The organism is Actinomycetospora succinea, from assembly GCF_004363095.1.
In the GTDB taxonomy this organism is placed as follows: domain Bacteria; phylum Actinomycetota; class Actinomycetes; order Mycobacteriales; family Pseudonocardiaceae; genus Actinomycetospora; species Actinomycetospora succinea.
The window spans coordinates 171,409-189,904 of sequence record NZ_SNYO01000005.1; the positions used below are offsets into that span (position 1 = coordinate 171,409).

Below are 18,496 nucleotides of genomic sequence, written 5' to 3' on the forward strand. Positions count from 1 at the left end.
TCAGTCGACCAGGTAGAAGATCCGGTCGACGACGGCGCGGGCGCGGCGGGTGAGGCGGCGGTACTCGTCGAGGAACTCGCCGGGGTCGTCGTCCGGGTCGCGGCCGAGCGCCGAGGCGACGGCGACGAGGTCGCGGCCGGAGTGCGGGACCTCGTCGGTGGGTCGGCCGCGCACGAGGGTCGCCGCGCCGCGGGCGTGGGTGGCCATCGTCCAGCCGGCGGCGAGCTCGTCGGCGTCGCCGGGCTCGACCAGCCCCGCCTTGGCCGCGGCGGCGAGCGCCTCGAGCGTCGAGGGCGTGCGCAGCGACGGGACCGCGCCGGCGTGCTGGAGCTGGATCAGCTGCACGGTCCACTCGACGTCGGAGAGCCCGCCGGTGCCGAGCTTGGTGTGCAGGGCCTTGTCGGCACGCCGCGGCATCCGCTCGTTGTCGACGCGCGCCTTGATCCGCCGGATCTCGCGGGCCTTCTCGTCGGGCAGGCCGTCGGCGGGGTACCGGTAGGGGTCGATGACCTCGACGAACGCGGCGCCGAGGGCCTCGTCGCCCGCGACCGGCCGCGCGCGCAGCAGCGCCTGGAACTCCCAGGTGTCGGCGAGCTTGGCGTAGTACTGCCGGTACGAGTCGAGGGTCCGCACGAGCGGGCCGCTCTTGCCCTCCGGACGCAGCTTGGTGTCGACCTCGAGCGGCGGGTCCGGGCTCGGCGCCCCGAGCGCGGACACGGTCGCCTCGGCGACGGCCTTCGCGTACCGGACGGCCTCCGCGTCGTCGACGCCCTCGGCCGGCTCGCAGACGAACAGCACGTCGGCGTCCGACGAGTAGCCCAGCTCGGCGCCGCCGAGGCGCCCCATCCCGATCACGGCGATCGTGGCGGGCGCCGCACCGTCCCCGACCTGCCCGCGCGCGGCGGCGTCCAGGGCGGCCTGCAGCACCGCGACCCAGATGCTCGACAGCGCCGCGCACACCGCCGACACGTCGAGCAGCCCGAGCAGGTCGGCGCACGCGATGCGCACCAGCTCGATGCGGCGCATGGAACGCCCGACCTGGCCCGCCGAATCGGGGTCGGTGTGCCGGGCGACGGCGCGGCGCAGCGAGGCCGCGACGTCCTCGGGGCGGCGGGCGACGAGCTCGGCGTTCGGCCCGTCGCCGGCGAGCAGCCGCAGCACCTCGGGGGTCCGCGGCATCATCTCGGCGACCCAGCGCGAGGTGCCCAGCACCCGCATGAGGCGCTCGGCGGCCACGCCCTCGTCGCGCAGGAAGCCCAGGAACCACGGCGTCTCGGCGAGCGCCTCGGACACCTTGCGGTAGCCGAGCAGCCCGTGGTCGGGGTCGGCGGAGTGCCCGAGCTCGTCGAGCAGCACCGGCAGCAGCGCCCGCTGGATGCGGCTGGCGCGGCTGACCCCGCTGGTCAGGGCCTGCAGGTGCCCGAGCGCGCCCTGCGGCGAGGTCCAGCCCAGCGCCTTGAGCCGCCGCATGGCCGACTCGGAGGTGAGCACCAGGTCCTCGCCCGGGACGCGGGCCACCGACTCGAGCAGCGGGCGGTAGAAGAGCTTCTCGTGCAGGCGGCGCACGCGCACCGTGTGCCGCGAGCGCTCGTGCTGCAGCACGCCCACCGCGTCGCGCGAGCCGTCGGCGCGCAGCTTCGCGGCGCGGGCGAGCCAGCGCAGGCCCGCCGTGTCGTCGTCGGGTGGGAAGAGGTGGGTGCGGCGCATCTTCTGCAGCTGCACGCGGTGCTCGAGCAGGCGCAGGAAGCGGTAGGACGCGGCGAGGTTGGCGGCGTCGTCGCGCCCGACGTAGCCGCCGTCGGCGAGGGCGGCCAGCGCCTCGAGAGTGTTCTGGCTGCGGATCGTCTCGTCGCCGCGGCCGTGGACCATCTGCAGCAGCTGCACGGCGAACTCGACGTCGCGCAGACCGCCCTTGCCGAGCTTGAGCTCGCGGTCGGCGTGCTCGACGCGGATGTGGTCGACGACCCGGCGGCGCATCGCCCGGACGTCGGCGACGAAGTCGTCGCGGTCGGCGGCGCTCCACACCATGGGCGCGAGCGCCTCGCAGTACTCGCGGGCCAGGTCCTCGTCGCCGGCCACCGGGCGGGCCTTGAGCAGCGCCTGGAACTCCCAGGTCTTCGCCCAGCGCTCGTAGTAGGAGACGTGCCCGTCGAGCGTGCGGACGAGCGCGCCCTGCCGGCCCTCGGGCCGCAGGTTGGCGTCGACCTCGAGGAACGCCTCGGTGGCGACCCGCATCATCGTCGAGGCGAGCCGGGTCGCGATGTCGGTCGGGCCCTCGGCCACGAAGATGACGTCGATGTCGCTGACGTAGTTGAGCTCGCGGCCGCCGCACTTGCCCATGCCGATCACCGCGAGCCGGCACGGCAGCGGGTCGTCGGGCTCGCGCCCGTCCTTGGTGCCCAGCGCGTCCGCGATCGTCGCGTCCGCGACGGCGAGCGAGGCCCGCAGACCGGCCGCGGCCAGGTCGGCGAGCTGCGCGGCGACGACCTCGACGGGGACGACGGGCAGGTCGGGCTCGCACACCGACTGCAGGTCCGACGCCGCGACCAGGAGCACCTCGTCGCGGTAGGCCAGGCGCAGCACCCCGATCCCGGCCGGCTCGAGCACCGTGGCCCGCGGGTGGTCGGTCGTCGCCCCGACGGCCTCGAGCAGCGTGCGCGTCCGGTCGTCGAGGTCGGGCAGCTCGGAGGCGTCGTACGTGCGGCCCGGCGTGCTCTGGCTGCGCAGCGTGCGCCAGCGCTCGGGGTGGGCGACGAGGTGGTCGCCGAGCGCGGTCGAGCCCCCGAGGACGCCGAACAGGCGCCCGCGCAGGCCCTGGTCGGTGCGCAGGGCCTCGACGAGCGCGGGCCACTCGTCCTCGCCGAGCGCCTCGCGCAGCCGCTCGATCGCCAGCAGCGCGAGGTCCGGGTCGGGGCTGCGCGCCAGCGCCCAGACGGTCAGCTCGGCGTCGCGCACCGGGGCGTCGCCGTCCCAGAACCCGAGCGCGGCCATCCGGGGGCCGGCGTCGGGGTCGGTGAGCCCGAGCCGCGCCGGCGCGCGTCCCGTCCGGTCGCGCCGTGGGCTCCCCGTCGCCGACTCGGTCATGCCCCGAGGATTCCAGCTCGCCGGTCGTCCGGCGCGCCCGCTGGCAGGATCGGGGACATGCAGCAGCGCTTCGAGTACAAGGTCGTGCAGCTCCGCGAGAGCCTCATGGGCGGCAAGCTCTCCGACGCCAAGCTCGAGAAGGTCCTCAACGGCGAGGCCGCCGACGGCTGGCAGCTCCGGACGATCACGTCCGCCGACGTCAAGGGCCGCGTGGGCCCGGGCGGCGTCGACGGCCTGCTGGTCACGTTCGAGCGGCCGGTCTAGAGGGTCGGCAGGTACGTCGCCAGCTCGTAGGGGGTGACGTTGCGGCGGTACGCGTCCCACTCCGCGCGCTTGTTGCGCAGGAAGAAGTCGAAGACGTGCTCGCCGAGGATCTCGGCCATGAGCTCCGAGCGCTCCATCGCCGCGAGCGCGCCGTCGAGGTTCTGGGGCAGCGCCTCGTAGCCCATCGCGCGGCGCTCGTTCTCCGAGAGCATCCAGACGTTGTCCTCGGCGGCCGGCGGCAGCTCGTAGCCCTCGGCGACGCCCTGCAGGCCGGCGCCGAGGATCACCGCGTAGGCCAGGTACGGGTTGGCCGCGGTGTCGATGGTGCGCACCTCGACGCGGCGCGATGCCGCCTTGCCCGGCGAGTACATCGGCACGCGGACCAGCGCCGAGCGGTTGGCGTGGCCCCAGCACACGGTGGTCGGGGCCTCGCCGCCGACGATGAGGCGCTTGTAGGAGTTGACGAACTGGTTCGTCACCGCGGAGATCTCGCGGGCGTGGCGCAGGATGCCCGCCACGAACGCCTTGCCGGTCTTCGAGAGCTCGTAGGGCTCGGCGGCGTCGTGGAAGGCGTTCTGGTCGCCCTCGAACAGGCTGATGTGGGTGTGCATCGCCGAGCCCGCGTGCTCGGTGAACGGCTTGGGCATGAAGGAGGCGCGCACCCCCTGGGTGATCGCGACCTCCTTGACGATGTAGCGGAAGGTCATGATGTTGTCCGCCATCGTCAGGGCGTCGGCGTAGCGCAGGTCGATCTCCTGCTGGCCGGGGCCGCCCTCGTGGTGGCTGAACTCCACCGAGATGCCCATCGCCTCGAGCGACTCGATCGCCCGGCGCCGGAAGTGCGGCGCGGCGTCGTGGCTGGCCTGGTCGAAGTAGCCGCCGGTGTCGGCGGGCATCGGCGGCGTGCCGTCGCCCGGCAGGTCGCGCAGCAGGTAGAACTCGATCTCCGGGTGCACGTAGCAGGTGAACCCCGCCTCGGCGGCCCGCGAGAGCCCGCGGCGCAGCACGTGGCGCGGGTCGGCCCACGACGGCGAGCCGTCGGGCATCGTGATGTCGCAGAACATCCGCGCCGAGTAGTGCCCGCCGCCCGCGGTCTCCCAGGGCAGCACCTGGAACGTCGACGGGTCGGGCTTGGCGACCATGTCCGACTCGTACACGCGGGCGAAGCCCTCGATCGCCGACCCGTCGAACCCGATGCCCTCGGCGAACGCGCCCTCGAGCTCCGCGGGCGCGACCGCCACCGACTTCAGGTAACCGAGCACGTCGGTGAACCACAGCCGCACGAAGCGGATGTCGCGTTCCTCCAGCGTGCGCAGGACGAACTCCTGCTGGCGATCCATGGCCCGACCCTAAGCGCGCCGTGTGACGCCCGGAAGACGGGGACCTGTCACACGATCACTCACGTCGCCGGGCACGTCGCGTTCGGCGGGGCCGGGGTCCCGTCGACGAGGTAGCGGGTCGCGATGTCGTCGACGCACTGCGAGTTCTGGAACACCGCGGTGTGCTCGTCGCCGACCTTGGTCAGCAGCGAGCCGTTCAGCGCGCGGGCCAGCTCGACGCCCGCCTGGTAGGGCGTGGCGGGGTCGCCGGTCGTCGAGACGACCAGCGGCGGCGCGAGGCCCGGGACCTGCGGGATGTGGGGCTGGCTGGTCGGCGGCACCGGCCAGAACGCGCAGCTGTCGCGGGCCGAGGACACGCCGCGCCCGCTGTCGAGGAACGGCGCCGCCTGGTTGTAGGCCTGGGCGCGGGCGAGCGACTCGGCCGGGTCGGTCACGCGCGGGTCGTCGACGCAGCGGATGGCCTCGAAGGCGTCCTGCGAGGAGGCGTAGGTGCCGTCCGGGTTCCGCTCGTAGTACTCGTCGGCCAGCGTCATCAGCTGGGCGCCCTGGCCCGCGCGCAGGTCGGCGAGCGCGCGGCTCAGGCGCGGCCAGTAGGCCTCGACGTAGAGCGCGTTGATCGTGCCCTGCTGGGCGTCGGCGTACGAGAGCACGCGCCCGCCGGCCAGCGGGAGGGGCGCGTCGATCAGGGGGCGCGTCAGCTGCTGGTACGCGGCCGTGGTCTGCGCCGGGTCCTGGCCCAGCGGGCAGTTCGGGCGGGTGGTGCAGTCGCGGGCGAAGGCGTCGAACGCGCCCTGGAAGCCGCGGCCCTGCTCGACCAGCTCGGTCGTCGGGTCCTGGTCCGGGTCGAGCGCGCCGTCGAGGATCATCGCCCGCACGTTGCGCGGGAACTCCTCGGCGTACGTCGAGCCGATCCGGGTGCCGTAGGAGTAGCCGAGATAGCTCAGCTGCGCGTCGCCGAGCGTCGCGCGCAGCACGTCCATGTCGCGGGCGACGTCGCGGGTGCCGACGTTCGCGAGCACGTCGACGCCGGTGCGCTGGGCACAGCGATCGACGGTCTGCCGCTCCTCGGCCTCGGTCTGCGCGACCCCGGCCGGCGACGCGTCGGTGTCGTCGTCGCGGCGGTCGGCGTCGCGCTCGGGCCCCTCGAGGCAGCGGATCGCGGGCTCGCTCGCCCCGACGCCGCGGGGGTCGAAGCCGACGACGTCGAAGCGGCGCCCGACCTCGGTCTGGGCGAGCGACGTCGACAGGTACGCGGCGGTCTGGATGCCCGAGGCACCCGGACCACCCGGGTTGATCACCAGCGACCCGATCCGCTGCGGCGACGCCGGCGCCGCGTGGCGCAGCACCGCGATCGTGCCCGTGCGCCCGTCGGGCTGCGCGTAGTCGAGCGGGACCTCCATCCGCGCGCACTGCAGCGCGGGGTCCGCGTAGATCTGGCGGTCCTCGGGGGTGGCCGCGAACGGCGCGCACGGTCCCCAGGCCAGCTGCTGGCCGTAGAAGCGCTCGAGCCCCGGCGGGGCGCTGGCGGCCGGGTCGGGCACCGCGACCCCCGGCACGACCTGCGCGCACGCCCCGAGCACGACGGCCGCCGCCCCGAGAGCGGCGGCGATCAGGGTGGTGCTGCGACGGCGTCGGAGGAGAGTGGCGCGCACGGCGGCCACCTTCCCACGGGCGTCGTGATCGTCCGGTGACGGGCTCGTGGGTCCAGGCGCGACGGACCGCGTCGCTCGTCGCCGTGACGATCGCTGTGAGGCTGGTCCCAGCGGGCGGCCGTCGCCCTCGCGCGGTGACACCGTTGGCGCATCCACCCCGACGACCCGGGGACCCGCCGCTCTCGGTGGGCCTCGAGGCAAGGACGGACGACGATGACGTCACCCCAGGGCACCCCGGCACGCCCGAAGCGCACCCGCGTGCACCACCTCCAGGAGATGAAGGCCCGCGGCGAGCGCTGGGCCATGCTCACCGCGTACGACGTGAACACCGCGCGGATCTTCGACGAGGCGGGGGTCCCCGTCCTCCTCGTCGGCGACTCGGCCGGCAACACCGTGCTCGGCTACGACACGACGGTGCCGGTGACCACCGAGGAGCTGCTGATCCTCACCCGCGCCGTGGTCCGCGGCGCCCCGCACGCCCTCGTGGTCGCCGACCTCCCGTTCGGGAGCTACCAGGTCTCGGTCGAGCAGGCCGTCGGCACCGCCGTCGAGTTCATGAAGGCTGGCGGCGCCCACGCGGTGAAGCTGGAGGGCGGCGCGCACTACGCCGACCGCATCAGGGCGATCGTCGACGCCGGCATCCCGGTGATGGCGCACCTGGGCTTCACCCCGCAGAGCGAGCACGCCCTCGGCGGCTACCGGGTGCAGGGCCGCGGCGAGGACGCCGCCGAGAAGCTCCTCGCCGACGCCCGCGCCGTCACCGAGGCCGGGGCCTTCGCGGTCGTGCTGGAGATGGTCCCGGCGCACGTGGCCAAGCGGGTCACCGCGGACATCGCCGTCCCGACCGTCGGGATCGGCGCGGGCCCGGAGTGCGACGCCCAGGTGCTGGTGTGGACGGACATGGTCGGGCTCTCCGACCCGGCCCGGCGCACCCCGAAGTTCGTCAAGCGCTACGCCGACATGGGCTCGGTCCTCGCGGACGCAGCGGGCAGCTACGTCCGCGAGGTGCGCGACGGCGTCTTCCCGGGGCCCGAGCACAGCTTCGACTGATGGCCTCCGGCCACGTGAGTGATCTGGGTCGCCGGAGCGACCCAGGACACTCACATGGCGGCAGCCACCAGCCGCGCCACGGCGGCCGGGTCCTCGAGCGTCATGGCGTGCCCGACGCCGGGCAGGGCGACCAGCTCGGCGCCGGGGATCCACGCGGCGAGCGCCGTCGTGGTCTCCTCGTGCGCCTTGGTGGCGGGGCTGTCCCCGTAGACCAGCGTCGTCGGGGCCGTGACGCGCACGGCGATCGTCTCGTCGATCGGCCACTCCATCGCGGCGACGACCTCGTCGGTGAGGAAGAAGCGCGAGTCGTGGAACAGCCGGTCCAACGCGTCGCCGCCGAGCCGCTCCCGGACGAGGTCCGCCCAGTGCGGGCCGCAGACGCCGGCCATGAACGTCTCGGTCGCGCCCCGGATGTCCCCGGCCTGGGCCGCGCCGACGGCCGGTCCGACCGCCGTGCGCACGAGCTCCTCCGCCGACGGCCCGGCCGGGCTGGGCGCCGGCTCGAGCAGCACGAGACGTTCGACGGCCTCGGGCGCGTCGATCGCGCCCTGCAGCGCCATGCTGGCGCTCGACGAGTGCCCGACCCAGGTGGCCCGGTCGATCCCGATCTCGCGGAGCAGGGTGCGGGCGTGCCGGGCGTGGTCGGCGAAGGTCACGTGGCCCTCGGGCGTCGAGCTCCCGCCGTAGCCGGCGCGCTGGATCTCGACGAGGCGCACCCCGTCGAGGGCGGGTTCGTGGAACACCGGGGAGAACCACTCCCCGAAGCCCCCGGCGTGCATGAGCAGGACCGGCGCGCCGGTGCCCCGCTCGCGGTAGCTCAGTCGGACGTCGCCGACGTCGACGGTGCCCGTGGTGATGTTCTCGGTGGTGGTCATGTCCGGAACGGTGCCGTGCGGACGGCGTGACCGACTCCGTGCGGCACACGGATCCAGCCGGCTCAGCCCGGGAGCCGTCTCCGCAAGTCACCCCGGCTCGCCGCGCCGGTCTTGGCGAGCAGGTTGCCGACGTGGGTCTCGACGGTGCGCCGGGACAGGACCAGGCGGGCGGCGATCTCCGGGTTCGCGAGGCCTTCGCCGACCAGACGCAGCACCTCCATCTCGCGCCCGGTGACGCCGAGCGCGCGCAGGTCCGGCGGGACGTCCGTGGTGTCCCGCTGCGGGCGCGGGACCACCGCCCCGAGCGCGCGCAGGCGCTCGCGGCACCACCCCGAGAACCGCACCTCGTCCGTGCCGGCCGCCCAGGCCAGCGCCTCGTGCAGGACGGGGACGGGGTCGCCGAGGACGCTGTGCTCGAGCAGATAGCAGCGCAGCAGGTGCCGGAAGAACGGCCGGTGGCGCAGCAGCGCGTCCCCGGCGGCGAGGTCCGGGCCGGGGTCCCCGCCCTCCTCCGCGGCGGCGATCGCGTCGCAGAAGTGCAGCGCCGCGCGGTTGAGGCTCTGGACCAGCACGTCGGAGCCCCGCAGCTCCTCGCGGGGACCGGCGTCGTGGGGCGCGGTGGCCGTCCGCAGCAGCGCCCGCTCGCCCCACGACGGCGTCGGGTTCGCGCCCTCCGCGCGGCGCAGGACGTCGATGGCCTCGTCGTAGGCCGGCAGGGCACCGGGGGTGTCGCCGGCGAGCCACCGGTCGTGGGCCCGGGCGAGGGCGCCGGCGCTCTCGACGTGCACGGGGTTCGCCGAGAGCGCCGTCGCCTCCGCCAGGAGCCCCTCGACCTCGTCGACGCGGCCCTCGAACACCCGTCCGCGGGCCACGAAGCCCAGCGCGTGCCCCTGCGGACCGCGCAGCCCGAGACGGCGGGCCCGCTCCGCGCACCGCTCGCCCTGCACCGCGCCCGCGACCGGCCCCACGCGCCCGTTGTCGACCGCCACCAGCTGCAGCTCGAGCATCACCGCGGTGCCGACCATGCCCGCCTCCATCGCGAGCTCCCGGGCCCGGCGCAGGGACCCGCCGTCACCGGTGCCGAACAGGTCGGCCACGCCGAGCTCGGAGAGCGCGCGGATGCGCCACGCCGTCAGGCCCTCCTGCTCGGCGATCTGCGCGGCGCGGCGGAACGCGGCGGCCGACCGCTCCGGGTCCGCGCGGCGCCGGGCCCGCCCGACGACCTCCAGGGCCTCGCAGGCGGCCTCCGGGTGGTCCGTGGTCTCGACCGCGGGCTCGGCGAGCCGCAGCGCCTCGGTGACCTCGCCCAGGCCGAGCGCGACGTGCGCGGCGAGCGCGAGCACGCGCGGGTCGGCGTCGTCGCCGGCGCGGGCGAGGAAGCCGCGGGCCTCGTCGAACCGTTCGGCCGCCACGCACGCGCGGGCCAGGGCCGTGGCGAGCGGGATGCGCCACGGCCCCGCGGCGCCGAGCAGCGGCTCGCCCACCGCCAGCGCCTCGTCGGTACGCGCCGCGAGGGCGAGCACCTCGACGCGCTCGAGCGCGACCGGCACGCGGTGGGCGTCGCCCGCGAGCGCCGTGGCCTGCTCGAGGACGGCGAGGGCGGCGGCGGGCGCGCCGGCCGCCCGGTGCTCGCGGGCGTGCCGCAGCAGGAGGGCGGCCGCGCGGTCGGGGTCGCCGCCGCGGGCGTGCAGCTCGGCGACCCGGGCGAGCGACGGGCCGGCGAGGTCGGGGCGGTCGAGCGCCTGCGCGGCCCGGGCGGCGAGCACCGCGCGCTCCGGGCCGGTGAGCCCGGCGAGGACCGCGTCCTGGGTCAGCGCGTGGCGCCAGCGCAGGGCGCCGTCGGCCCCGGCGACGAGCAGGCGCGCGTCGACGGCGCGCCGCAACGCCCCCGCGGCCGTGGCGGCGTCGACCGCCGCGGCGGTGGGCAGCAGGTCCCACGGCAGGTCGCGGCCGAGCAGGGCCGCCACCCGCACGACGTCCCGGTCGGCGGGCTCGAGGGCGGCGACGCGGTCGGCGACGGCGTCCGCGAACGCCTCGGGCACCTCGGTCGGCAGCGGGCCCGCCGGCTCCCAGTGACCGTCCCGCCACGCGATCGCGCCCGACTCCGCGAGGCGGGCGGCCAGCTCCTCCACGAGCAGCGGCAGGCCCTCGGCCGCGCCGACGACGTGCTCGCGGACCGCGGGCGCCATCGCGTCGCCGACGACCGCCTCCGCCAGGCGCGCGGCGGCGTCGTCGGCGAGGCGGCCCAGCTCGACCGCCGCGACCCCCTTCGCCCGGCGCAGCGGCGCGAGCCCCGCGGGCGGGTGCTCGTCGGAGCGCATCGAGCCGAGCACCCGGACCCCGGTGCCGTCGAGGCGGCCGGCGAGGTACTCGAGGACGGCGAGGGTGTCGCGGTCGGCCCAGTGCAGGTCGTCGAGCACCACGACCGCGCGGCCCTCCCCCGCGATCACCCCCAGGAGCTCGCCGACCGCCTCGCCGAGGACCAGGACGGGGTCGACGAGATGGGGCCCGGCGCCGGGCGTGCCCGCGGTCCACGCCGGCAGGAGGCGGGCGAGCACGGGAGCGAAGGCCGCGACGCGCTCGTCGCGCGCGAGCGCCGGGTCGGCGGCCGGGGCGAGCGCCTCCGCGAGCGGACGGAAGGCGCCGCCGCCGGGGACGGCGTGGCCGCGCAGGACGCGTGCGCCGGACCGTCCGGCCCGGTCGGCGACCTCGTCGAGCAACCGGGTCTTCCCGCTGCCGGCCTCCCCGGCGAGCAGCGTGACCCCGCCGCCGTCCGCCAGCGCCGCGGCCACCAGCGCGCCGAGCTCGTCGTCGCGCCCGACGAGTGGTGCGCTCCCCGGACCTGCCTGCACCGGGTCAGCGTGGGTAACCGGCCCCATGGCCGACAAGAGCACCGATCAGATCCGCTCCGAGTTCGACGACGTCGTCAACATGGGCTCGAAGGAGCTGGAGGACTGGCTGGGCACCGACGAGTCGCGGTCGGTGGGGCAGTCGTCGGGCGAAGGCGAGGAGTCGACCGGCCACTACATGGGCCGGCGCATCGTCGAGATCCTGGAGAAGAACAAGGGCGACCTCGACGACGACGACCTCGCCGCCATGAAGAAGGTCCACGGCTACGTCGAGCGGCACCTCCAGCAGAAGCCCTCGAAGGAGGAGCTGAAGACCTCGACGTGGCGCTACTCGCTCATGAACTGGGGCCACGACCCCCTGAAGTGAGGGCCTGCGGCCTCGTGAGTGATCTGGGTCGCCGTGACGACCCGGATCACTCACATGGCGTCAGCCATCCAGGTCGGTGATCTTGATGCCGGCGTGCACCTTGTAGCGGCGGTTGATCGCGATGAGGTTCGCGGTCAGGCATTCCACCTGGTAGGCGTTGCGCAGCCGCCCGCCGTAGACGCCGCGGACGCCGGGGATGACGTCGGCGAGGGCGCGCACGACGTCGGTGGCCTCGCGGTCGTCGCCGAGCACGAGCACGTCGCAGTCGACCTGCGGCTGCTCGAGGTCGGCGAGCAGGACCGCCGAGACGTTGTGGAACGCCGCGGTCACCCGGGTCTCGGGCAGGAGCTGCTCGGCCTGCTGCGCGACGCTGCCCTCCTCGACGGGCAGCGGGTACGGGCCCTTCTTGTCGAACCCGATCGGGTTGACGCAGTCGATCAGGATCTTGCCCTTGAGCGGCTCGGCGAGGGCCGTGAGCGTCTCGGCGTGCGACTCCCACGGGATCGCGGCGAGCACGATGTCGGCCTCGGCCGCGCAGGTGGCGTTGTCGGTGCCGCGGACGTGGTCGACGCCGGTGGCGCTGCAGTACTCCTGCGCGGAGTTCTCGGCGCGCTCGGCGGCGCGCGAGCCGATGATCACCTTGATGCCGGCGGCGGCCCAGCGCAGCGCCAGCCCCTTGCCCTGGTTGCCGGTGCCGCCCAGGACCCCGACCGTCCACGCGGTCGGGTCGATGGGCTGTTCCGACGAGGACGGTGCACTCACGGGGTCGCTCCCTGGCGCGGACGGTCAGATCGGACCGGTTCCTACCACGGTCAGCGGGCGATCAGCTCGGCGAGCTCGGCGTGCAGCGCGCTCACCGCGGCGTCGGCGGCGGGCACCGCGGCGGTGAACGCGTAGAACCCGTGCACCAGCGCCGGGTGCTCCCGCCGGCGAGCGTCCACCTCGGCGGCGACGAGGGCGTCGGCGAACGCGTGCCCCGCGTCACGCAGGGGGTCGTAGCCGGCCGTGGCCACGATCGTCGGCGGGAACCCGGCCAGCGACGGCGCCCGCAGCGGCGAGAGCCGGACGTCGCCGCGCGGGTCGTGGCCCGCGAGGTAGTGCTTCGAGCAGGCCTTCACGTCGGCGGCCGTGAGCCAGTGGCCCTCGGCGTTCTCGGCCACCGAGGGGTAGCGGCCCTCGAAGTCCGGCGGCGGGTAGACGAGCAGGCTGGCGGCCGGCGGTCGTCCCTCGTCGCGCAGGGTCAGGGCGGTGACGGCCGCGAGGTTGGCGCCGGCGCTGTCGCCGACGAGGGCGTACCGGGCGCCGTCCGCGGTGAGCGCCCGCACGGCGGCGAGCGTGTCCTCGAGCGGCCCCGGGAACGGGTGCTCGGGCGCGGGCCGGTAGTCGACGGCGGTGACGACGGCGCCGAGGTCGTCGGCGAGCCGGGCGGCCACCGTGTCGTAGGCGTCGCCGTCCCCGAGCACCCAGCCGCCCCCGTGGACGAACACGACGACGGCGTCGGTCGCCGGGGCCGACGGGCGGTGCACCCGGACCGGGACCCCGCCGGCCTCGCCCAGCTCCGGCGCGCGGGGCGGGAGGCCCGCGGCGTCGATCATCTGGGCGGCGAAGCGGGCGCGCGCCGCGGCGACGCCGTCGGTCGTCCCGGGCGTCGTGCCGGCGAACATCGCGGGCTCCTCGGCCCACCGGTCGAGCAGCGCGCGCACGTCCGCATCGAGGGGTGCGCGGAGCGTGTCCGCGTCGTCGCCGTCGGGTACGCCGTTCATCGTTGTCACCCTAGGATGCGGCCGAGGTTCACCTACTCAGGGCACTGCCGCCATCCGGGTGACGCGAGGATGATGGAAGGCGACGACGGGGACCCGCCGTTGCCGAATCGATACACAACGGCGGGGAACCTTCCGGGCCGCACAGGCGTCATCCCGGTGTCGATCCCCGCGACGCCTCCGGAGCTCTCCGGCCCACCCGGCCGCGAGCCCCGGCGCGGCTCCCCGACGCGCCCCGCTGGACCCTCACGACCCCGAAGGACCGACGCTCGCGATGGCTCTCCCCTGGCCGAACACCGCCCCGACCCTCCCCCGCCCCGTCCCCACGGCGCCGCGCCCGGCGCCCGCCGGCGTCGTGGGCCGCGTCAGCTCCGCCGCGCGCCGGAGCCCGCGCCTCGCCCGCCTCGGCGCGTTCGCGACGAACCCGCTGACGGCGCTCGTCGTGATGCTCCTCGGCCTCGCGCTGCTGTTCGTCGTGCCGCTGGTCGGGCTGCCCTTCGTGGCCGTCGTCGTGCTGCCGGCGGTCATCTACCACCTGCGCCCCGAGCACCGCACCGCGCTGCGTCGCCCCCTGGGCTGACCGGCACACACGGGTCCCGCACCGACGGCCCCGCCCCCCGCGAGGGGAGCGGGGCCGTCGGCCATTCTTGGGGAGCCGCCGGGGAGCCCGCCGGGGAGCCGCCGGAGAGCTCGGGCTCAGCCGCCGCCGGACGGGGTCGTGGTCCCGCCCGTCGGCTCGGGCGACGACGAGGACGGCGACTCGCTCGGGGGTTCGGGCGACGACGAGGGCGACTCGCTCGGGGTCTCGCTCGGGGTCTCGCTCGGAGTCCCGGACGACGTCGGGGTGCTCGACGGCGTGGACGCGGGGGGCGAGCTCGTGCCGGACGACCCGGTCGAGGTGGTCGGGCGTCCGGTCGAGGTCCCCGGCGAGGCCGGCCGGCCGGCCCCGCGGGCCGGGGGCGCCGCGCGCGGGCCGGGGTCGGGAGCGACGGCGACCAGCCCAGGTGCCGGACCGGTCGGCGCCGGACCCGTCGGCGCCGGACCCCCGGGCGCCGGGGCGGCGGCGGGCGACGGCAACGGCTGCTGGTCCGCGCGCAGGGCGAGGTCGGCGACGGTCGGGGCGATCGTCGTGGAGGACGGGAGCGCGGGCCCGGCCGCCGCCGGCGCGACGGCCCAGGGCAGCGGGGTGTCCCGCTCGGCGACCGCGCCGGGCATCCCGAGAGCGGTCGAGGCCTGGGTGGTCGTCTGGTACACCGCCGTCGTCAGCGAGGCCGCGCCCATGATCCCGACGCCCAGGCCGGCCGCGACCCGAAAGAGCCGGGCCCGACGCTCGGCCCGCGGGAGCGGCGGCGGGTCGCAGGGGGTCTCGGGGACGGGCTGCGGGGCCTGCGCGGTCTCCCCGGTCACGGCCGAGGTGGGCTCCCACAGGCTCACGGCGCGTTCTCTCCTCGTCCTCGGCGACCTCGACGTGCTGCACCCCCCACCACGGGCCGGGGGTGCGCCACGCCGCCCCGGGCGAAGATCCCGGGGCGGCGCCACCCGGTCCAACGCGCCGGTCGTGTGACGGTGGTTCTGACGATCGGGCGGACCCGTCGCGGCCCGGACGGCGCAACGGGCTGCGCCCCGGATCGAGGCCGGAGCTGCGGGAACGCCGTCGGACACCCGATCCGGGAGTCACCCGGAGTGAGGATGCGTCACGACGCGTGAGTGACGGCGTGGCGTCGCGGCGGCTCGGACGGCCCTAACATCGGCGCGTGACCGCCGAGCCGCAGCCCGAGGACGAGCCCCGCGGCGCGCTGCCCACCCTGGCCGGGCTCGCCGGCGTGCCCGCCCACACCGCCGCCCGGGCGTGGGGCAACGTGCGGGACTGGGCGACCCACGGCCACCTCGCCGACACCACCCGCATGCCCCGGCTGCCGGTCCACCACGGCGACGGCTACACGGTGCACCGCTACGAGCCGACCGCGCCGGTCGATCCCGACCTCGCGCCGCTGCTGCTCGTCCCGCCGCTCGGGGCGCCGGACTTCGCCTTCGACCTGCGCCGCGGGGCGAGCCTCGTCGAGGACCTCCTCGCCACGGGTCGCGAGATCTTCATCGTCACCTACGACGCCTCGGGCCGGGCGGCGGGCCGGCGGGGCCTCGAGCTGTGGGTCGACGAGATCGTCCCGGCGGCCCTGTACGCGATCGCCGACCGGCACGGGGACAGCCCCGTACACCTCGCCGGCTGGAGCCTGGGCGGGCTGTTCACGCTGCTCGCGGCGGCGAGCCACATCTCGGGGGCGCCGATCCGCTCGGTGACGGCGTTCGCCTCGCCCGTCGACGTCTCCGCGGTCCCGTTGGTGGCGCCGTTCCGGTCGGTCGCCGAGTACACGGGCGGGCGGGTCTTCTCGGCCGCGTACCGGACGCTCGGCTCGTTCCCCGCGACCGCGGTGAAGTGGGCGTTCCAGCTGACCAGCGTGGAGCGCTACCTGACCAAACCGGTGACCCTGGCGACGCACCTCGACGACCGCGAGCTGCTCGAGCAGATCGAGGCCGTCGACCTGCTCATGGCCAACATGACCGCCTACCCCGGGCGGGCGTTCGGGCAGATCTACCACCACGTGGTCCGCTCCAACGACCTCGCGGAGGACCGCCTGCGCCTCGCCGGGCGACCCGTGCGGCTGGCCGACGTGGACGTCCCGGTGCTCCTGGTCGCCGGCGCCGACGACGTCATCGCGCCCGTCGCCGCCGTCGAGCGCGCGACCGCCCTGCTCACGTCCTGCCCCGACCTGCGCTTCGTCGTCCGGCCCGGCGGGCACCTCGGCGTCCTGGCCGGGCGCCGGGCCCGCGAGAACTCCTGGCACGACCTCCAGGAGTTCATGCGCGCCCACGACGACGCCTGAACCACACGCGTGTCGTTCACCCTCCCCTGCCGGAGATCCCGCCCCGGGGCTCCCGTACGGTCGGCGCCGCTCCCCTGCTCCCCGAGGAAGGACACCGATGGCTGAGACGCTCAAGGCTCGCCTTCTCGACTCCGACCGTCGCAGCGCCGTCGTCGACGACCTGCAGGGCCTCGTCGACTCCGAGGTCGCGAACAAGAGCGGCCTGTCCGGCGGCGTGGTGAAGACCGGCTACGCCGGCGTGAAGAAGGTCAAGCCGGGCATCATCCGCGAGGCGCTCGACAAGATGCTCGACGAGTTCGTCGAGCAGCTCGAGCCCTTCTGGGCCACCTACACCACCGAGGCCGCCGGCGACTTCGGCACCTTCCTCGGCACCCGCCCGCAGGAGGCCTCCGAGGCCCTCCTCGCGGTCACCGACCGCCGCGCCGAGCGCAGCAGCCGCGCCGCGATCACCTCGATCTACAGCAAGCTGCGCCCCAAGGCGCAGGACAACGTCATCGAGGCCCTGCCCGGCCTCGGCGCCGTGATCGAGAAGCACGCGCGCGCCTGAGCCCTTCCCGCTCCCCCACACGCCGGCCCCGGCGCCACGGACTGTGCGAACAGACCGTGGCTCCGGGGCCGTCGTTCGTGATGGGGTGACCTGATGCACATCGTCACGGTCCTCTACGGCCACCCGACCGACCCCGCCGCGTTCGACGAGTACTACGAGAAGACCCACGCCCCGCTCGCCGCCCCCATCCCCGGCGTCCGGAGCTTCACCTACCGGCACTGCGCGTCGCTCGACGGGAACCCGCCGCCGTACTACCTCATCGCCGAGCTGTCCTTCGACTCGATGGAGTCCCTGCAGGACGGGATGGGCTCCGCGGAGGGCCAGGCGGCCGCGGCCGACGTGCCGAACTTCGCCAGCGGCGGCGCGACGATGTTCGTCGCACACGACTGACCTGGCCCTTGACCTCGACCGAGGTCGAGGGCGGAGGCTCGTGACAGCGACGATCACGAGCCTCCGGAGGTCCTCATGGCCACCCCCGCACCGTCCCGCTTCCAGGACGCCTACCTCACCGGCGAGCCCCCGTGGATCATCGGTGAGCCCCAACCCGCCGTGCGCGCCGCCGAGGCCGAGGGCCTGATCCGGGGCCGCGTGCTCGACCTCGGCTGCGGCACCGGCGAGCACACCGTGCTGCTCGCCGAGCGCGGCTACGACGTCGTCGGTGCCGACTCCGCCCCGGCCGCCCTCGAGCGCGCCCGCGCCGTCGCCGCGGCCCACGGTGTCGACGCGAGCTTCGTCGTCGCCGACGCGATGGACCCCGCGGACCTGCGCGGGTTCGACACCGTCCTCGACAGCGCCCTGTTCCACATCTTCGACGGCGACGACCAGGCCCGGTACGCCGACGCCCTGCGCGACGTCGTCGTGGACGGCGGCCGCGTCGTCCTGCTCGGCCTGGCCCCCGGTCCCGCGTTCGGTCCCGAGGTCAGCGACGACGAGATGCGCGCGGCGTTCACCCGGCCCGGGTGGGCGCTGGACGAGCTGCGCGAGAGCACCTACCGCGGGCGGGTGCCCGACGAGGAGCAGGCCGAGAAGCTCCGGGTGCCCGTCGGCGGGCACGTGGACCTGCCGGCGTGGCTCGCGGTGGCCCGCCGGGTGTCGTGACTCAGGCCGCGAGGTGCTCCGGCGGCACCGTGTCCGCCAGCTCGTGGAGCATCGCGATGTTCAGCTCGAAGGCGTGGCACGCCTCGTCGGCGATCCGGGCGCGCTCGACCTCGTCCCACGGGGCGGCGTCGAGCAGCCCCCGGTAGCGGGCCCGGAACGGCGGGACCGGGCCGAGAGCGGCGAAGTCGTAGAACCGCGCGCCGTCGCCGGTGACGCCGTAGGTGCGCTCGAGCAGCACCCGCACGACCTGGCCGCCGGCGATGTCGCCGAGGTAGCGCGTGTAGTGGTGCGCGACCCAGCCGCCGGGCCAGTCGTCGACGGTCTCGCGGATCCGCGCGACGTAGGCGGCCGTCGTGGGCAGGGGTTCGACGTCGCCGGCCCGGTCGCCGCCGCGGAGGAACGCGAGGTCGGCGGCGATCGCGTCGCGCCGGCGCAGGGCGTCGACCGCGAACCCGCCGACCACCGGGTGGTCCGCGAGCCGGTCGGCGCCGTCCTCGAGCGCGCTGTAGATGTGCCAGTACTGGACCACGAGCGTCGCGTAGTCCTCGAGCGCGAGGCGCCCGCCCAGCAGGGCGTCCATGTACGCCGAATGATGCGCCCGCTCGTGGGCCGCCGCGGTGGCCCGGCGCAGGGACTGGGAGAAGGGCAGGTGCTCGCTCACGGTCACGGGTCCGCCTCCGGGTGCTGCCGGGTGTCGCCGGTCTCCGGGACGACAGTAGGGTCCGTGC

The 18,496-nt window shown here is 75.6% G+C and carries 17 protein-coding genes; 8 read left to right on the plus strand and 9 right to left on the minus strand.

Annotation, left to right across the window (positions count from 1 at the left end; all coding sequences use genetic code 11):
* Positions 1-3,084 (minus strand): bifunctional [glutamine synthetase] adenylyltransferase/[glutamine synthetase]-adenylyl-L-tyrosine phosphorylase, encoded by a 3,084-nt coding sequence (locus tag EV188_RS19380; RefSeq protein WP_133827936.1) that lies wholly within the window; start codon positions 3,082-3,084, stop codon positions 1-3.
* A gap of 57 nt (positions 3,085-3,141) precedes the next feature.
* Here EV188_RS19380 and EV188_RS19385 point away from each other — a divergent pair, with 57 nt between their 5' ends.
* On the plus strand, positions 3,142-3,348 hold the full coding sequence (locus tag EV188_RS19385) for a DUF4177 domain-containing protein (protein ID WP_133827937.1): 207 nt from the start codon (positions 3,142-3,144) through the stop codon (positions 3,346-3,348).
* Here the strand turns inward: EV188_RS19385 and EV188_RS19390 are convergent.
* Positions 3,345-4,688 (minus strand): glutamine synthetase family protein, encoded by a 1,344-nt coding sequence (locus EV188_RS19390; protein ID WP_133827938.1) that lies wholly within the window; start codon positions 4,686-4,688, stop codon positions 3,345-3,347. The genes EV188_RS19385 and EV188_RS19390 overlap by 4 nt on opposite strands.
* A 59-nt stretch (positions 4,689-4,747) precedes the next feature.
* Entirely contained in the window at positions 4,748-6,340 is a 1,593-nt protein-coding gene (locus EV188_RS19395) for an alpha/beta hydrolase (RefSeq protein ID WP_208114286.1), read from the minus strand.
* Between the two features lie 213 nt (positions 6,341-6,553).
* Here EV188_RS19395 and panB point away from each other — a divergent pair, with 213 nt between their 5' ends.
* On the plus strand, positions 6,554-7,390 hold the full coding sequence (panB, locus tag EV188_RS19400) for a 3-methyl-2-oxobutanoate hydroxymethyltransferase (protein ID WP_133827939.1): 837 nt from the start codon (positions 6,554-6,556) through the stop codon (positions 7,388-7,390).
* A gap of 50 nt (positions 7,391-7,440) precedes the next feature.
* Here panB and EV188_RS19405 read toward each other — a convergent pair whose 3' ends face one another.
* The gene (locus EV188_RS19405) at positions 7,441-8,265 is read right to left on the minus strand and encodes an alpha/beta fold hydrolase (RefSeq protein WP_133827940.1); all 825 of its coding nucleotides are present in this window, start codon (positions 8,263-8,265) and stop codon (positions 7,441-7,443) included.
* A 62-nt stretch (positions 8,266-8,327) separates the two neighbouring features.
* Positions 8,328-11,117 carry an ATP-binding protein gene (locus EV188_RS19410; protein WP_166659972.1) on the minus strand — a complete coding sequence of 930 codons (2,790 nt, stop codon included), beginning with the start codon at positions 11,115-11,117 and terminating at the stop codon, positions 8,328-8,330.
* 25 nt (positions 11,118-11,142) lie between these two features.
* On the opposite strand from EV188_RS19410, the gene EV188_RS19415 reads away from it, so the two are divergent.
* Positions 11,143-11,481, plus strand: a complete 339-nt coding sequence (locus tag EV188_RS19415; protein WP_133827942.1) for a DUF3140 domain-containing protein — start codon at positions 11,143-11,145, stop codon at positions 11,479-11,481.
* Positions 11,482-11,541: 60 nt separating this feature from the next.
* Here the strand turns inward: EV188_RS19415 and npdG are convergent, their stop codons facing one another.
* The gene (npdG, locus tag EV188_RS19420) at positions 11,542-12,243 is read right to left on the minus strand and encodes an NADPH-dependent F420 reductase (protein WP_243741836.1); all 702 of its coding nucleotides are present in this window, start codon (positions 12,241-12,243) and stop codon (positions 11,542-11,544) included.
* Positions 12,244-12,293: 50 nt separating this feature from the next.
* Positions 12,294-13,244 (minus strand): alpha/beta hydrolase, encoded by a 951-nt coding sequence (locus EV188_RS19425; protein ID WP_133827943.1) that lies wholly within the window; start codon positions 13,242-13,244, stop codon positions 12,294-12,296.
* 271 nt (positions 13,245-13,515) lie between these two features.
* On the opposite strand from EV188_RS19425, the gene EV188_RS19430 reads away from it, so the two are divergent.
* Positions 13,516-13,821 carry a hypothetical protein gene (locus EV188_RS19430; protein ID WP_133827944.1) on the plus strand — a complete coding sequence of 102 codons (306 nt, stop codon included), beginning with the start codon at positions 13,516-13,518 and terminating at the stop codon, positions 13,819-13,821.
* A 116-nt stretch (positions 13,822-13,937) separates the two neighbouring features.
* Here EV188_RS19430 and EV188_RS19435 read toward each other — a convergent pair whose 3' ends face one another.
* Positions 13,938-14,675 (minus strand): hypothetical protein, encoded by a 738-nt coding sequence (locus EV188_RS19435; protein ID WP_133827945.1) that lies wholly within the window; start codon positions 14,673-14,675, stop codon positions 13,938-13,940.
* A 320-nt stretch (positions 14,676-14,995) separates the two neighbouring features.
* Between EV188_RS19435 and EV188_RS19440 the strand changes: the two genes are divergently transcribed.
* The 4 genes from EV188_RS19440 to EV188_RS19455 all read left to right on the plus strand — a co-directional run bounded on the left by EV188_RS19440 (position 14,996) and on the right by EV188_RS19455 (position 17,768).
* Positions 14,996-16,123, plus strand: coding sequence for an alpha/beta fold hydrolase (locus tag EV188_RS19440; protein ID WP_133827946.1), 1,128 nt, complete (start codon positions 14,996-14,998; stop codon positions 16,121-16,123).
* 97 nt (positions 16,124-16,220) lie between these two features.
* On the plus strand, positions 16,221-16,670 hold the full coding sequence (locus tag EV188_RS19445) for a DUF6918 family protein (RefSeq protein WP_133827947.1): 450 nt from the start codon (positions 16,221-16,223) through the stop codon (positions 16,668-16,670).
* A 93-nt stretch (positions 16,671-16,763) separates the two neighbouring features.
* Complete coding sequence (locus EV188_RS19450) at positions 16,764-17,060, plus strand: EthD family reductase (protein ID WP_133827948.1); 297 nt, start codon at positions 16,764-16,766, stop codon at positions 17,058-17,060.
* Positions 17,061-17,135: 75 nt separating this feature from the next.
* The gene (locus EV188_RS19455; protein WP_133827949.1) at positions 17,136-17,768 is read left to right on the plus strand and encodes a class I SAM-dependent methyltransferase; all 633 of its coding nucleotides are present in this window, start codon (positions 17,136-17,138) and stop codon (positions 17,766-17,768) included.
* A gap of 1 nt (position 17,769) precedes the next feature.
* Here the strand turns inward: EV188_RS19455 and EV188_RS19460 are convergent, their stop codons facing one another.
* A complete protein-coding gene (locus EV188_RS19460; RefSeq protein WP_133827950.1) occupies positions 17,770-18,435 on the minus strand; it encodes a biliverdin-producing heme oxygenase in 666 nt (221 codons plus the stop codon).
* Positions 18,436-18,496 lie beyond the last annotated feature (61 nt).